Source organism: Flavobacterium sp. RHBU_24, assembly GCF_046613695.1.
GTDB lineage: Bacteria > Bacteroidota > Bacteroidia > Flavobacteriales > Flavobacteriaceae > Flavobacterium.
Genome location: NZ_JBKJHD010000003.1, coordinates 56,418 through 71,134, shown reverse-complemented (window position 1 = coordinate 71,134; position 14,717 = coordinate 56,418). Strand labels below are relative to the sequence as shown.

General features: G+C 43.8%; 14 protein-coding genes. 8 read left to right on the top strand and 6 right to left on the bottom strand.

What is annotated here, in order from left to right; all coding sequences use genetic code 11:
- Nucleotides 1-283: 283 nt before the first annotated feature.
- On the bottom strand, nt 284-2,458 hold the full coding sequence (locus tag ACLI09_RS04830) for a DPP IV N-terminal domain-containing protein (RefSeq protein WP_411418463.1): 2,175 nt from the start codon (nt 2,456-2,458) through the stop codon (nt 284-286).
- A 131-nt stretch (nt 2,459-2,589) separates the two neighbouring features.
- Here ACLI09_RS04830 and ACLI09_RS04825 point away from each other — a divergent pair, with 131 nt between their 5' ends.
- From ACLI09_RS04825 to ACLI09_RS04810, 4 genes are all read left to right on the top strand, one after another.
- A complete protein-coding gene (locus ACLI09_RS04825; protein ID WP_411418462.1) occupies nt 2,590-3,066 on the top strand; it encodes a hypothetical protein in 477 nt (158 codons plus the stop codon).
- 412 nt (nt 3,067-3,478) lie between these two features.
- Nucleotides 3,479-4,924 carry a circularly permuted type 2 ATP-grasp protein gene (locus ACLI09_RS04820; RefSeq protein ID WP_411418461.1) on the top strand — a complete coding sequence of 482 codons (1,446 nt, stop codon included), beginning with the start codon at nt 3,479-3,481 and terminating at the stop codon, nt 4,922-4,924.
- A 24-nt stretch (nt 4,925-4,948) separates the two neighbouring features.
- Nucleotides 4,949-5,875 carry an alpha-E domain-containing protein gene (locus ACLI09_RS04815; RefSeq protein WP_411418460.1) on the top strand — a complete coding sequence of 309 codons (927 nt, stop codon included), beginning with the start codon at nt 4,949-4,951 and terminating at the stop codon, nt 5,873-5,875.
- 81 nt (nt 5,876-5,956) lie between these two features.
- The gene (locus ACLI09_RS04810; RefSeq protein ID WP_411418459.1) at nt 5,957-6,925 is read left to right on the top strand and encodes a transglutaminase family protein; all 969 of its coding nucleotides are present in this window, start codon (nt 5,957-5,959) and stop codon (nt 6,923-6,925) included.
- A gap of 101 nt (nt 6,926-7,026) precedes the next feature.
- On the opposite strand, the gene ACLI09_RS04805 is transcribed toward ACLI09_RS04810, so the two are convergent.
- Nucleotides 7,027-7,539, bottom strand: a complete 513-nt coding sequence (locus ACLI09_RS04805) for a hypothetical protein (RefSeq protein WP_411418458.1) — start codon at nt 7,537-7,539, stop codon at nt 7,027-7,029.
- 117 nt (nt 7,540-7,656) lie between these two features.
- On the opposite strand from ACLI09_RS04805, the gene ACLI09_RS04800 reads away from it, so the two are divergent.
- Complete coding sequence (locus ACLI09_RS04800) at nt 7,657-8,205, top strand: DUF1543 domain-containing protein (RefSeq protein WP_411418457.1); 549 nt, start codon at nt 7,657-7,659, stop codon at nt 8,203-8,205.
- Nucleotides 8,206-8,537: 332 nt separating this feature from the next.
- On the opposite strand, the gene ACLI09_RS04795 is transcribed toward ACLI09_RS04800, so the two are convergent.
- The 4 genes from ACLI09_RS04795 to ACLI09_RS04780 all read right to left on the bottom strand — a co-directional run bounded on the left by ACLI09_RS04795 (nt 8,538) and on the right by ACLI09_RS04780 (nt 11,020).
- Nucleotides 8,538-9,026, bottom strand: a complete 489-nt coding sequence (locus ACLI09_RS04795) for a peptide-methionine (S)-S-oxide reductase (protein ID WP_411418456.1) — start codon at nt 9,024-9,026, stop codon at nt 8,538-8,540.
- Nucleotides 9,023-10,012: a bifunctional methionine sulfoxide reductase B/A protein gene (locus ACLI09_RS04790; protein ID WP_411418455.1), complete on the bottom strand. Its 990-nt coding sequence runs from the start codon at nt 10,010-10,012 to the stop codon at nt 9,023-9,025. Before ACLI09_RS04790 ends, ACLI09_RS04795 begins: the two co-directional genes overlap by 4 nt.
- Before the next feature lie 78 nt (nt 10,013-10,090).
- Nucleotides 10,091-10,468 carry a hypothetical protein gene (locus ACLI09_RS04785; protein WP_411418454.1) on the bottom strand — a complete coding sequence of 126 codons (378 nt, stop codon included), beginning with the start codon at nt 10,466-10,468 and terminating at the stop codon, nt 10,091-10,093.
- A 159-nt stretch (nt 10,469-10,627) separates the two neighbouring features.
- Nucleotides 10,628-11,020: a hypothetical protein gene (locus tag ACLI09_RS04780; protein ID WP_411418453.1), complete on the bottom strand. Its 393-nt coding sequence runs from the start codon at nt 11,018-11,020 to the stop codon at nt 10,628-10,630.
- Nucleotides 11,021-11,149: 129 nt separating this feature from the next.
- Here ACLI09_RS04780 and ACLI09_RS04775 point away from each other — a divergent pair, with 129 nt between their 5' ends.
- The 3 genes from ACLI09_RS04775 to ACLI09_RS04765 are packed head-to-tail and all read left to right on the top strand — an operon-like array spanning nt 11,150 to nt 14,571.
- A complete protein-coding gene (locus ACLI09_RS04775) occupies nt 11,150-11,599 on the top strand; it encodes a GNAT family N-acetyltransferase (protein WP_411418452.1) in 450 nt (149 codons plus the stop codon).
- A gap of 56 nt (nt 11,600-11,655) precedes the next feature.
- Complete coding sequence (gene recG, locus ACLI09_RS04770) at nt 11,656-13,755, top strand: ATP-dependent DNA helicase RecG (RefSeq protein ID WP_411418451.1); 2,100 nt, start codon at nt 11,656-11,658, stop codon at nt 13,753-13,755.
- 27 nt (nt 13,756-13,782) lie between these two features.
- Complete coding sequence (locus ACLI09_RS04765; RefSeq protein ID WP_411418450.1) at nt 13,783-14,571, top strand: polysaccharide deacetylase family protein; 789 nt, start codon at nt 13,783-13,785, stop codon at nt 14,569-14,571.
- Nucleotides 14,572-14,717: the final 146 nt, after the last annotated feature.

The window sequence follows — 14,717 nt, the reverse complement described above, 5'->3', positions numbered from 1 at the left end:
GATACTAGTTTTATGCGTTTGAAATTTTGTAAGGCAAATTTAGGTAATAACATTTAATTGGGGGTAAAGAAAAGGTTGTAAATTGACTAAAAATATAAGCCACGAATTATATCAATTTAACGAATTTGTATTCTGTTTCAATCTTTTTCCGAATTAGTGAAATTAGCAGAGATTTAGGATAGATGCATTGCTAAAAAGAAGCCACAAATTACACCAATTTCACGAATTCAGGAATATATAGAATTAGTGAAATTAGCAGAAATTCGTGGCAAAAAATAAAATACTATTCCTTTAAATACGTATCAAAATAATCGGCGATTTTCTGGTTCAGGTGAAAACGGTCCCTGCCGCGCACGTTGTGCTCATGCGTTGGGTACAAAAAGTAATCGACCTGTTTATTCGCCTGGATACACGCCTGAATAAACTCCATGCTGTGCTGCTGCACCACCACGTTATCCTGCGCCCCGTGAATTACAAGCAGGTGCCCCTTTAATTTTGGTGCTTTGTTTACCAGGTTGGTTTTGTTGTAGCCATCAGGGTTTTCCTGCGGCATATCCATATAGCGCTCGCCATACATCACTTCATAGTATTTCCAGTCGATAACCGGGCCGCCTGCCACGCCTACTTTAAAGGTATCGGCATGGTCAGTCATTAATGAGGTAGCCATAAAGCCGCCAAAACTCCACCCGTATACCCCTATCCTGTCTTTATCTACAAAGGCTTTCGATTTCAAAAAGTCGACGCCCTTCATCTGGTCGGCCATTTCGTTAACGCCCAGGTTGCGGTGCACCACATGCTCAAAATCGCGCCCGCGGGCATCGCTGCCACGGTTATCCAGTGTAAACACCACATAGCCGCGCTGTGCCATATAATAATCAAAAAGCCCTGCTCCGCCCAGCCACTCGTTGGTAACCAGTTGCGCGTGCGGCCCGCCGTATACATACAGCATTACCGGGTACTTTTTAGTAGCATCAAAGTTGGCCGGGTAAATAATACGCCCGTTCAGCGGGGTTTTGCCATCGGCGGCGGTTATGGTAACCAGCTCCATTTTTGGCAAAACGGTTTGCCCGGCGTATGGATCTTCCGCTTTAATTAAATTAGACGAAAGGCCTGTATTTAAATTGAGTATGTCAACATCATTAGGTGTAACAGGGTTATTAAAGCTGTCTTCCGCCAACGCACCGTCGCTGCTTACAATGGCGTTATGCGTACCTGATAGTTTGGTCAACTGCTTTGTAGCACCGGACTTCAGGTCGACTTTATACAAATGCCTGTCCAGCCCGTTGTTTGTGGCGCCAGTATAAAATACGCTTTTAGCCGCAGCATCAAAATTCAACAGCTCGGTAATTACTACATCTTTATAGCCCAGTTTTTTAATTAGTTTGCCCTTAGTGTTGTACAGGTACAGTTGCTCGTAACCGTCTTTCTCGGTACGGTATAAAAACTGGTCCGGATGGCCGGGTACGAATGTAAGGTCGTGCAGTGGTTCCACATAAGTGCGGGACTGTTCCTCAAACAAGGTTGCAATAAAGTTACCCGTAGCAGCGTCATATTTGTTCAGCTTCAGGTGGTTTTGCTCACGGTTCAGTACGCCCACGTATATCTGCTTGCCATCGGGCGACCAGGTAACGCAGGTAAGGAACTGCTCTTTATCGCCTTCGGTTTTAAGGGTAATATTTTTTTCGGTAGCCAGGTCGTATACCACAAGGGTAACTTCCTCGCTTTTCATACCTGCCATAGGATATTTAATCTCCCTTACATCAGCTATCCGCGCGTCCCACTGCACCAGCGGAAAATTAGCCACCATGCTTTCGTCCTTGCGGTAGTACAGCAGCTTATCGCTGTTTGGGCTCCACCACATGCCACGGTTAATACCAAATTCCTGGCGGTGCACATAGTCGCTGCCGTTTACAATGCTTTTGTTACTATCATTAGTAACAGGGTAAACCGTTTTTTCATCAGAAATTATCATGATGTTATTCTGGTTCAGCCACGCCAGTAACTTACCATTTGGCGAAATAAAATTCCCCGCTTCAGGAATATACCCAAATGCCGATGTTACGGTTTTACTTTCTACATCATAAAGAACGGCATAGGCCATACTCTCTCCTTCGGCAGTAAACTGTAGCGTGTTTTTATCTTTCCATTTGTAGGCATACGGAAACATATCGAGTTTAAACTTCTCACCGGGCACTTTTGCGGCCAGTGCGGTGAGCAGGTCCTCTTTATCTACCAGCGTAGTTTCTGCCCACTTATCGGCTTCGCTGCGTACGGCAAGCTTGGTGTAGGTTTCGTTAAGGTAGGTAATGCTGTGCGTATCAGGGCGCCAGCTCTGGCTTATAAGGCCTTTTGGGGCAAACTGCTGGTATGCGCCGTAAGTGGCTTCCTGTATGGTAAGGTTTTGCTGTGCGGTAGCCGCCGCGCCCGATAAAAGGAACAGCCATACTAATTTATTCATTTGTATTTATTTTGGAGGGCTAAGATAAGAAATTTAGATTTTTGTGGAGGGAGGATTTTCGGGTGGGGAATTTATTATATTTGAAGAATTTTACAATTTAAACCATACATTAACCAATAATCTTAATTATCATGCCTCTTAATGTTGACTTACTTAAACCGATTCTTGAAACAATTGACTGGATTAAAAAAAATTATGTTGAAATGAAAAGTGATGCTGAAAAGTATAAACTTAACACTATCATTGAGGACATTTCAACATTGATAATTCACAAAAATGAATATCTATATCGATTAAATGAGGTTAAAAATTCTGAAGAGGAATTAAAAGAAGAGATTAAAAAAAGCCTAAAAATTGCTGAAGCAGATATCACAAAACTTTTAATTAGCATTAGGGATACAGAATTGAAAGCCAGCACTGTAGGACTTGAGCTAAATATAAAACTTAATACTGCTGCAAATATTAAAATGTCAGAAATAGAAAGATTCAATAACCTTTTGAATGGTTCAATAGATACTGATATAAATACAATAATTGAAACATTATCTTCTTATAAAGATAAATGGATAGAAATTGGAAAGGAAATAGAAACCTTGAAAAAGAAATAATCAATCTTATCAAATTTAATAATCAAAAGACAACTTCCAATTATAAGCAACGAATTACTATTACTTAATGTAAAAGACAATTAAAGCTTTAGCAATTTCATAGAGTTACTGAAACTTGGAAGAAAACCCTAAAGATTGGGAAAATAATATGTTGCCACGTTTCTTATAAGCATTAACAAACTTTATGCAGAAGGTTATATTTTAAAGCAGCTAAATAACAAACATACCTCTATTAATTTCTAACCCAAACTTAAATTTAACCAAAAAAAATCACAATCACACTCACTAAACCCACAACCATTACGTTAAAACATTAAAAATAATTTTAACATTTTATCCATACTATAAATATTGTTCTTATTTTTGGAAAAACCAGTGAGAATAATTTAGAACACAAATACACCATGCCCCTATGGATAAAATTACCACGCTAACCGGCTATGAGCTTATAAAGGGTGTGTTTGACGAAATGATGGCCCCGGGCAACGTACGCCCGCAATATGATAAATTCATCTCATCGTTTACCAGCCTGAAAGACGGCGAAGTAGACCTTAAGAACGAACTCGCCCAAAAGCTGTTCATGACGCAGGGCATCACCTTTACGGTGTACAGCAGCGGTGAGGGCATCGAAAAAATATTCCCCTTTGATATCATCCCCAGGATCATTGAGGCCGCCGAATGGGACCATATCGAAAAAGGTATCAAGCAGCGCTTAAAAGCGCTCAACATCTTCCTTAAGGACGTATACCACCAGCAATTTATTATAAAAGACGGCATTATTCCCGCGTCATTAATCTACTCCTGCCCTAACTTTTTGAGGGAAATGGTAAATGTAGATGTGCCTTTTGATATCTATTCGCACATCAGCGGCATCGACCTGATACGTGATTATGATGGCTCGTATTATGTATTGGAAGACAACCTGCGTACCCCATCCGGCGTGAGCTATATGCTGGAAAACCGCAACATGAGCTACCGCATCTTCCCGAACATACTACCGGAGAATAAAGTCCGCCAGGTAAAAGACTACCCCGATTTGCTGATAAAAAACCTGTTGGCACTAGGCAACGAAAAAAGCAGCCGCCCTACCGTGGTGCTCCTCACGCCGGGAATATTCAATTCCGCTTATTTTGAACATACTACGCTGGCAAGGCTTATGGGAATTGAGTTGGTTGAAGGGCGTGACCTCGTGGTGCAAAACCATAAGGTGTACATGAAAACCACTAAAGGCCTTAAAAAAGTAGACGTTATTTACCGCCGCGTGGATGATGAGTTTATCGACCCATTAGTATTTAGGCCGGATAGCGTACTGGGTGTTCCCGGCCTGTACCACGCCTACCGCAAGGGCAACGTAGCCATAGTAAACGCCATGGGCAACGGCGTGGCCGACGATAAGGCCATCTACTCTTACGTCCCTGACATGATTAAATACTACCTAAACGAGGAGCCGATATTGAAGAGCGTACCCACCTATAAAATGGAAAACCTCGACGAGCGCAAATACACCATAGAGAATATACATAACATGGTAATAAAGCGCACAAACGAGAGCGGTGGCTACGGCATGCTGATAGGCGATTGCGCTACCGATGAAGAGATTGCGACTTTTATTACTGAGATTAACGCCCAGCCACGGCAGTTTATCGCGCAGCCCATCATTAAGCTGAGCACTGCGCCCTGCTACATCAACGGCAAGCTGCAGCCCCGCCGGGTAGACCTTCGCCCCTATGCGCTTTATGGGCCAGACGGTATAGACATAGTGCCGGGCGGCCTTACACGCGTGGCGCTTAAGGAGGGTTCTATAGTAGTGAATTCATCGCAGGGCGGCGGCAGTAAAGACACTTGGGTTATCGACTAATTTTAAACGAACACATACCACTACATGCTTAGTAGAGTAGCAGAAAATATTTTCTGGATGAGCCGCTATATGGAGCGCTCTAACATCCACCTCCGTAACCTGCAAACGCTGTATATTGCCAGCCAGGACGGCCTGCCCGTTATCAGTTGGGAAAACATTTGTAAAGAATACCAGAGCGCCGAAACCAAAATTAATTGCTCATCTGCCGGCGAAATTTTGCAGGCCATAGTTTTTGACAGCAACCTTGAGCTTTCGCTGTGCAACAATATTCTGCGTGCCCGCGAAAATGCCCGCAGCGCCCAGGACCACATTACAAAGGAGCTGTGGCAGTCACTCAACGATTTTTACCACCAGATGCGCAGCCCGATTTTAAAGGCACAAATAGCCCATAACGATCCCATAACAGTGTTCGACCAGTTTATAAAGCAGTGCATGCACTATTATGGCACCGTAGATAACAGCATGTATCGCGGTGAAGGCTTCCTGTTCCTTCGCATCGGCGGTTTTATAGAGCGTGCGCTGCAATGCCTGCTGCTGCTAAAACGCCAGCTGCTTATCTCTGATTTTTCCAAGCCCGAAGCCGTTGATGCCGTAAGCTGGCGCTACCTGCTCATTTCGCTTAGCGGGTACGAATATTACCTGCAAACGCACGCCGGTACGCTCAACGCAAAATCTATCTACGAGCAGATTTTGTTTGAGGAAAACTTCCCGAATTCGGTTACTTATGCCCTGCAACAGATTGCTTCCTTCAGTAAAAACCTTAAGAAAAGCAACCTCGAAGAGCAAAAGGATAACCTGGAATATGTTACCGGAAAAACCATGGCCTACCTTAAGTACAACAAACCCGACGATGATATCGACTCGCAGCTGGAATTTGTAACCAATCTTGAAGCCGGCATACAGGACATAGTTCAGGCCTTTGATAAGCATTACTTTAAGGTAGCCTATTAATATCTTTTGGTTAAAAAAATGCCCGATACGCTTTAAAATTATGATATTTGCCCTCCACAAACATAACATGAAACACGCACTATGCCGCTGTACCATATAAAACACATTACACGCTACCACTACCCTGAGGCAGTGACCGACAGCGCCAACCAAATAATCCTAAAACCACAGGACTCTGATTACCAGGAAGTAAAAAGCCAGGTTATCAGCATAAAGCCATCTGCCCCGGTTGATTATTTTTTAGACTACCTAGGCAATACCGTGGGTGTATTTACCATAGTAGAGCCGCACTATACGCTGGAAATCATCAGCAACCTGGAGGTAGAAACACGTGCCATTCCCCAGCCGGAGCCTACTGTAATGCCGCACGAAGAATGGAAAACACTGGCAGAGATTAACAACAACTATGAGTTCATGGACTTCTGTAAGCCGGAGTTTTATGAGGCCAGGCCGGAAATTGAGGCCGTGGTAAAAAGCTTTTGCACCGCAGATACTTCGGTATACGAAACAATTACAAGCCTTTCGGCCTATATATACAACAACTTTACCTATAAACAGGGGGTTACCACAATAGAAACCGGTATTGACGAAATCTGGGCGCTTAAGGCCGGAGTATGCCAGGATTTTGCGCACTTGTTATCCGAAATGCTACGCCTTTTGGGTATCCCGTCGCGCTACATCAGCGGGTTTATTTGCCCCGCAGATTATGAGATACGCGGCGAGGGCGCTACGCATGCCTGGGTTGAGGCGTTTATACCCGGTTATGGCTGGTTTGGCATTGACCCAACCAACAATTGCAGCGTAAGCGATGGCCACGTGAAGATAGCCTTTGGGCGCAACTTTAACGACTGTACACCGGTAAAAGGAACGTATAAAGGTACGGGCAGCCACACCCTAACCGTTGCAGTTAGCATAAGTAACGATAAAAATGAAACAGAACAGCCCATAGCGCCGGTATACATAGCCGAATCGCCTAAGCCTTCAACAAATATGCATATGAACTCCTACCAGAAGTTCCTGGATATGCAGCAACAACAGCAACAGCAATAGTTCGCAGTAATCAGTGGTCAGTTTGCAGTCACTATAAAAACATAAAAAAATCCGTTTCTCAAAAAAGAAACGGATTTTTTATATTTGTTTGAATCTGTAAATTACTGTATCGTTTCTATAGTAATTTCTTTACCGCCATTTTTGTTTTTAAGCGCTGCCATAACGGCATCATAATCGTTCACATCAACAGTGCTTGAAAAATAGCCTGGCACTATCACCACCCTAAAAGACTGGTTTTGGGTATAGGCAGGTGCATCGGCGAGGTCAAAGTTAGCATCCATGATAAACAATATGTCCTCACTTGAAAAGTTGAAATCGTAATCCACTTCATCGTCGCCATCAAGATAAAGGGTGCGCGGTATAGGCTGTTTTACTATAAAGCCCTCGTCGTTTACAATCCTGTAAACAAGCACTACATCACTCTCAAAAATAGTTGGCTCTAAAGGGTATAATACGGTGTAGCGGCCGGATCCGTCTGGCGCGAAATCTATATTACTCAGTTCAAAAACTTCGGCAATAGTATCGTTGTCTACCGCCACATAATCGTCGTCGTTGTTACAGCTTGTAAGCGTTAATGAGCCCAGGGCTGCAAAAAGTAAAAGTATCTTTTTCATAACTTTAAATAGGTTTATAATTATTGTTTACGAAACTATTCCAAAAAATGCGCCAAAAAAATTTATTTAGGTAAAAATTAGAAAAAAACTTTATTTCTTTGCAATATGAGTATAAAAATGCCAACACTTTTTATGGCAATACTGGGTGCTACCCCACTCGGGCGCAGCATAGAGCAGCATGATGTTTACTTTGGTATTGGCAAGACTATCAAATCGTTAAGAGACGACATGTATGCGTTTTGGCCTAATGCAGGGCAGTTGCACATCGACTCCTGGCGTGCGGTAACTATTGTAGGAAATTATGACATAAAAATAATTCCTAAAAGCGAAGGTGTGCCACAAGATGAAAAATTATTCTTCCTGAACCTTGGCGGTTACCGCCCCGGAGACCTTGAAGAATACCATTATAAAGTACTGGTTGTAGCTAAAAAAATGTCGCAAGCTATAAAAATGGCAAAGCAGACCGCATTTTATAAAACCTGTGGTTTTAAAGGCGCTGAATCGCACATTGACCAGCAATATGCGCTGGATGTAGACGATATACACAACGTATCGGACTTACTCTCACCCGAATTAAAAGAAAAGTACCACATACAAATTACGCCTTCTGCATTTGCAATCGAAGATGAGCTGCACGTGGGTTATGTAAAGTTGGGGCCACAATAATGTTTTAGCTTATTAAAATACCTTGGCTGCGACATCAGTGGTTATAAAATAATGAGCAGTACCCGGAGTACCAGTTAATCAAATTTTCAATAGGCAAACTGAACCAGGCAGTCACTATTGGCAACTGCATATATAAAACGCTGATTGCCATGATAAAAATATTATTTTTCCACTAAAACTAACAATGATGCCCGCAACGCACCTTAAGAAGAACTGGTATATCCTCGTAACAACAACTTAATCTATTTGAGAGTTTTCAGATAAGGTCAGTAGTTGCAATGTGCAGGAGTGATGGAAACATTTTATATCAATTATGCAACAAGTTATCTGTACTAAAAATCTGATATACTGTTAGAAAATTTATCCCTGAGCAATTGCAGCTTCGGGTTGATGTAATTCTCACAAAATGGGCGGTTTGGGTCGGTAAAATAATAGTTAAGCTGTTCCTCCTTATTCAGCTTAAAATCTGCAAAGGGTAACACCTGTGTGATAATTGTCCTGTCAAACTCAGCTTGTAATGCTGTTATGGCAGCTTTAGCCTCGGCAGCGTCATCTTCATTAAAGGTGTAAATGGCCGACCGGTATTTACCACGCATGCTGTGTAGGGCAGTGCTGCTGTGGGTATGCAGGTGTATGGCAATGAGAACCTCAAAAGATATTACTTCAGTATTAAATTCCACCAAAACACCTTCTGAAAAATCTGCGCTTTCGCCAACAGATGAAATCCAGCCCTGTTCTACTTTAACCACACCTTTAAGCGACAAAAAAACCGCCTCAGTACACCAATGGCAGCCTCCGCCAAACCCTGCTTTCTTGATCATACATTCGCCTCCGCGGTATATTTAAGCCTGTCTTTAAAAAGCTGTTTAAACTTTTTAAGCTTAGGGTCTATAACCGCCTGGCAGTAACCCTGCTGGCTGTTGTTTTTATAATAGTCCTGGTGGTACTCCTCTGCTTTATAAAACTGTTCAAACGGAGAAAGTTCGGTAACAATAGGGTCGGCATACGCCTCCTGCAGTTCGGCAATTATACGGGCAGCGGCTTCTTTTTCTTCAGCATTGCGGTAATAAATAACGCTGCGGTATTGCGTACCTGCATCAGCGCCCTGCCTGTTTAATGTAGTAGGGTTGTGTGTGCTCAGGTGTATGCGCAGCAAGTCATCAAATGATATTTCATCGGGGTTGTAGGTAACCTCAACAACCTCAGCATGGCCGGTTATGCCGCTGCATACCTCGCGGTAGGTGGGGTTGTCTATTTTACCGCCGCTGTAGCCGCTCTCTACTTTGCTAACGCCTTTAAGCAATACAAACACTGCCTCAGTACACCAGAAGCATCCACCGCCAAAGGTAGCCTTCTTTTCATTGCTTTCTATTTTCTTAAGCGACACCGCGTTCATGCAGTATCGTAGCCCGCTGGGCTTAGGCCCGTCCGGAAACACGTGCCCCAGGTGGGCGTCGCAGGTGTTGCACAGCGCCTCTATACGCACCATGCCGTAACTTTCGTCTTTATGGTAGGCAACGGCATTATCTTTAATAGGCTGTGTAAAAGACGGCCAACCGGTGCCGCTTTCAAATTTTTCGCCACCGTCAAACAACGGTGTGCCGCAGCACAGGCAGGCATATTTTCCGGGTTCAAACAGCGAACACATTTCAGAACTGTGGGCGCGCTCCGTGCCTTTCAGGCGTGTAACCCTGAATTCTTCAGGGCTTAGCAGCGCGTGCCACTCTTCGTCGGTTTTGATAACCCTGTTGTCAGGCGTGGGGTTACCGGTAGTGGCAAACTTAACTATGTCAATCCATTTTAGCATGATAAACTCCTTTTTTAATAGTTATAAAATTACCCATTTATTGTATAAAAACTGTGCCAAAGTGCAATAAATAAACCGCTACATAAACTTTGCAAGGCGCTCAAAATCTTCATACTTTACATCTACCAATTGCATTTGTATTACCTGGTAATCAAAACCGGAAGTAACTATTGTGGGCAGGTAGTTTTGCGAAAGCATTTCGCCGGCTTCGTGCCATACATCATCTTCTGTTAGTATGCTGCCAGATTCTACCAGGAACACGTTTTTATATGGGGTAAGGCGTTGCAGTATATGTTCGGGGATAAGTGGTGTATCGGCAAGCATAATGAGGCGTGCCGATTTTTGCGCTACGGCGTTTTGCAGGGCAGCCCTAAAGGCGTCGGTATGGTGGGGCAGGCTCAACTCACGGCCGCCGGGTATCAGCAGCAGTGTAGTGGTAAGGGCATCAGTTTGCATCAGGTGCGATTAATTTTCCGTCGAAATTACTACACGTGCTATAAATTGCGAAGCAGATTAACATTACATAGGGAGTACCACAACATACTTTAACTATTGTTTGATTTTACGTTGCTGGTCGGCCATAAAAAAACTGCCCTATTGCTAAGGCAGTTTGTACTATAAATAAGGCGCTCTAATTAAAGTTGGCGTAATTAACGCTATCAGTTGTTCGTCGCTCATTTTTACCGAAGTGCTTTCATCAGCCTTTGCGTTTTTATACTGCGGCGTTTCCGAAAGGTATTTTATAAACTGCTCCTGGGCATCACCAGTGCCGGTAATGTGTATCTCATCTACATTTTGCATCACGGCAGCAATATTTTTAAAATATTTGTGCTGTAGCATAATCTCTTCGTTATTTTGTGCTTTCTCACTGGAGTTTTTCTCGGTAAGCGGGTAATCAATAGTAGCCAGTACTATAAAATCGCCACTGTCTATATCTTCCCTGCCTATTACAGTGGCATGGTGGTTATCCATCCATACGCCAAACTGCTTGCTGTTCTTAACGCTCATAATTGTTATTGTTTTTATAAAGATAGCGCTATTAAGAGGGGTTGTGGTTTTAATTGGGTTAAGATTGTGAGTGAATTGCCATTTTGCCGTGAATTAAAAACCAGTACCTTCGCTAATCAACAAGCTATTATGAAAATTGAAAAGGCACAAAAAGAAGACAGCGCTATTTTTACAGACATCACCTATAAGGGAAAAGCTTTTTGGGGATATAGTGTTGAGCAACTGGAACAATGGAAAAATGAACTGACCATTTCACCGGAATATATTGAGAAGCATGAAACGTATAAGTTGCTAATTGGCGAAAAAATCATTGGTTATTATTCATTTTGGAAAGTGGACGATAAAACCATAAAGCTGGATGATATTTTTTTGCTCCCGGAATATATAGGCAAAGGCTATGGCAGGATTTTAATGCTGGATTGTATTGATAAATCGAAACTGCTTTTTGTGAAAAGGATCATTTTAGATGCCGAACCTAATGCGGAAGGTTTTTATAAACGTTTTGGGTTTGAAACGTACAATAGTCTGGAGTCGTCTATTAAAGGGAGGTTGCTGCCGCAGATGGCTTTGTATATTTAATAAGCATTTCATAAAATCTCTATTAATCCTTACCTTCGCCTTACAAAAGCACTTGGATGAACAACCTACTCGAAACCCCCATAGAATACCTTAAAGGTGTGGGCCCGGCACGCGGCGAGCTGCTCCGGAAAGAGTTGGGCATCCATAAATATGCCGACCTGCTCAACCTGTACCCAAACCGCTATATAGACCGTACCCGTTATTACAAAATTAACGAACTGATTAACAGCGGTGCCGAGGTGCAGATAGTAGGTAAGGTTATCCACCTTAAAACCCTGGGCGAAAAGCGCACCCGACTGGTAGCCACCTTTACCGATGGCACCGGCGAAATGGAACTGGTGTGGTTCCAGGGGCAAAAATGGATACGCGAAAATCTTAAACTTAACCAGCCTTACGTAATTTTTGGAAAGGCTACGGCTTTTAACGGCGTGTTCAACATGGCGCACCCCGAGATGGAACCCCTTGCCGAACACGAGGCCAGCCTGCGTAGCGCCATGCAGCCCATATACCCCAGCACCGAAAAACTTGCCCAGCGCGGCATTACAAATAAGTTGGTAAACAAGATGATGCAGCAGCTCTTTACCGAAACGCAGGCACTATTTACGGAGGTACTGCCCTCTGCCCTGCTTGCCGAACTCAGTTTACTGCCAAAAAATGTGGCGCTGTTTAACATCCACTTCCCTAAGAGCCAGGAGTTACTGGCTAAAGCGCAGTTCCGGCTTAAGTTTGAGGAGCTGTTTTTTATCCAGCTGCAGCTGATTACTAAAAACCTGGTACGCAAACACAAGATAAAAGGCCACCCCTTTGGTAACGTGGGCGAGTATTTTAATAACTTTTACAACAACCACCTGCCGTTTGACCTTACCAATGCCCAAAAGCGCGTAATAAAAGAGATTCGCAACGATATGGGCCAGCCCGCCCAGATGAACCGCCTGCTGCAGGGCGATGTGGGTTCGGGTAAAACAATAGTGGCATTTATGAGCATGCTGCTGGCACTCGATAACGGCTTCCAGGCTTGCCTTATGGCGCCTACTGAGATATTGGCCAACCAGCACTTTATCGGCCTTAGCGAACTTGCCGCCCCCATGGGCATCAACATTCAACTACTTACAGGTTCTACTAAAACCGCCGAACGCCGCATCATCCACGAAGCCCTGGAGAGCGGCGAACTGCACATCATCATTGGCACCCATGCCCTGCTGGAAGATAAAGTACAGTTTAAGAGCCTTGGCCTTGCAATTATTGATGAGCAACACCGTTTTGGGGTAGAGCAACGCAGCAAACTCTGGAAGAAAAACGACATTCCACCCCACGTGCTGGTCATGACTGCTACGCCCATACCGCGTACGCTGGCCATGAGCCTGTATGGCGACCTCGATGTCTCGGTGATAGATGAGCTGCCTCCGGGCCGTAAGCCCATACAAACCGTACACCGGTACGACAGTAACCGTTTAAAAGTTTGGAAATTCCTCAAAGATGAAATTGCCAAAGGGCGGCAGGTGTACATAGTGTACCCGTTAATTCAGGAAAGCGAAAAGATGGACTACAAAGACCTGATGGACGGCTATGAGAGTATTTCGCGCGACTTCCCGCTGCCGCAGTATAGCGTAAGCATAGTACACGGCAAGATGAAACCATCAGAAAAAGACAGCGAAATGGCGCGATTTGCCGCAAATAAAACCAATATTATGGTGGCTACCACGGTGATTGAGGTGGGCGTTAACGTACCCAACGCCAGCGTAATGGTTATTGAGAGCGCCGAGCGCTTTGGCCTGAGCCAGCTGCACCAGCTGCGCGGGCGCGTGGGCCGCGGTGCCGACCAGAGTTACTGTATATTAATGACCGGCAACAAACTGGGCAACGATACAAAGACCCGCCTCGATACCATGTGCCGCACTAACGACGGCTTTGAGATTGCTGAAGTAGACCTTAAGCTGCGCGGCCCCGGCGACATTATGGGGAAACAACAAAGCGGTGTGTTAAACTTGCAGATAGCAGACCTTGTTAAAGACCGCGACATACTGATGCTCGCCCGCCAGTATGCCGTTGCACTTCTTAAAGAGGATGCACCCATGATAAAGCCCGAACACGCCGCACTGCGCCATGCCTATATTGAGTTAACTAAGAAGAAGAATATTTGGAATTACATCAGTTAAATACAAAGCCTTTTACAACCTTCAACCATGACTTACCACAAGATTACCTTGCCCGTCGCACTGCTTTGCCTGCTTCTTTTAACAGGCTGTAGCCCGGATGATACTCCGGAACCTGAAAATTATCATAACGGGTATGAACCCGGAATTGTACTTACATTTGATGATACCTATGTAAACGAATGGTATCAGGCAGACCAACTGATGGATAATTATAACTGGAAAGCTACTTTTTTTATTACCCGGTACGCCGGGTTTAGCCCTGAAGAAAAACAGCGGCTGCACGAACTTAATAACAAAGGCCACGAAATAGCCGGCCACGGGCTTAACCACCTTAAGGCAACCGACTATATGGCCCAGCATGGCATTGATGCCTATATTAACGATGAGATTACCCCGATGCTCAGCATTATGGAGGCTGACGGATTTACCATACGGAATTTTGCCTATCCCTATGGGGCACGGAATGCCACTCTTGACACCCGGCTATTGCAACAGTTTGATATTATAAGGGGCACTACCTACGGCAGGCTAAGCCCTCAATCACAAAATTGCTATTATACGGGCAACAGGCTGGTATACGGGCTGGGTATAGATGACAGCTATACGCAATCAGACATTGAATATTTTAAAACACTGATGCAGTATGCTAAAGAAAACGGCAAGATTATTATTTTTTATGGGCATAAAACAGTACCAGACGTTAGTGGTGATTACCAGACATCATACGCTATGCTGGAAGGCATTTGCAAGTATGCACGGGATAACAACATAAGGTTTTATACCCTCTCTGAGCTGAATAATCTCGCGCCACTGTAATATTTAGATACTGATAATAAATTGCTGGTTATCAAATATAAATGATAATCATACCTGACATTCAATAAGAAAAAAAATGTTGGGAATTAAATTTTGTAAATACTTCATATATAGCACGCAACCATTCCTTTTCAACCGCATCTTTT

Coding starts and splice junctions, on each gene's coding strand:
- ACLI09_RS04830 (WP_411418463.1), bottom strand. CDS start 2,458: ATGAATAAATTAGTATGGCTGTTCCTTTTATCGGGCGCGGCGGCTACC.
- ACLI09_RS04825 (WP_411418462.1), top strand. CDS start 2,590: ATGCCTCTTAATGTTGACTTACTTAAACCGATTCTTGAAACAATTGAC.
- ACLI09_RS04820 (WP_411418461.1), top strand. CDS start 3,479: ATGGATAAAATTACCACGCTAACCGGCTATGAGCTTATAAAGGGTGTG.
- ACLI09_RS04815 (WP_411418460.1), top strand. CDS start 4,949: ATGCTTAGTAGAGTAGCAGAAAATATTTTCTGGATGAGCCGCTATATG.
- ACLI09_RS04810 (WP_411418459.1), top strand. CDS start 5,957: ATGCCGCTGTACCATATAAAACACATTACACGCTACCACTACCCTGAG.
- ACLI09_RS04805 (WP_411418458.1), bottom strand. CDS start 7,539: ATGAAAAAGATACTTTTACTTTTTGCAGCCCTGGGCTCATTAACGCTT.
- ACLI09_RS04800 (WP_411418457.1), top strand. CDS start 7,657: ATGCCAACACTTTTTATGGCAATACTGGGTGCTACCCCACTCGGGCGC.
- ACLI09_RS04795 (WP_411418456.1), bottom strand. CDS start 9,026: ATGATCAAGAAAGCAGGGTTTGGCGGAGGCTGCCATTGGTGTACTGAG.
- ACLI09_RS04790 (WP_411418455.1), bottom strand. CDS start 10,012: ATGCTAAAATGGATTGACATAGTTAAGTTTGCCACTACCGGTAACCCC.
- ACLI09_RS04785 (WP_411418454.1), bottom strand. CDS start 10,468: ATGCAAACTGATGCCCTTACCACTACACTGCTGCTGATACCCGGCGGC.
- ACLI09_RS04780 (WP_411418453.1), bottom strand. CDS start 11,020: ATGAGCGTTAAGAACAGCAAGCAGTTTGGCGTATGGATGGATAACCAC.
- ACLI09_RS04775 (WP_411418452.1), top strand. CDS start 11,150: ATGAAAATTGAAAAGGCACAAAAAGAAGACAGCGCTATTTTTACAGAC.
- recG (WP_411418451.1), top strand. CDS start 11,656: ATGAACAACCTACTCGAAACCCCCATAGAATACCTTAAAGGTGTGGGC.
- ACLI09_RS04765 (WP_411418450.1), top strand. CDS start 13,783: ATGACTTACCACAAGATTACCTTGCCCGTCGCACTGCTTTGCCTGCTT.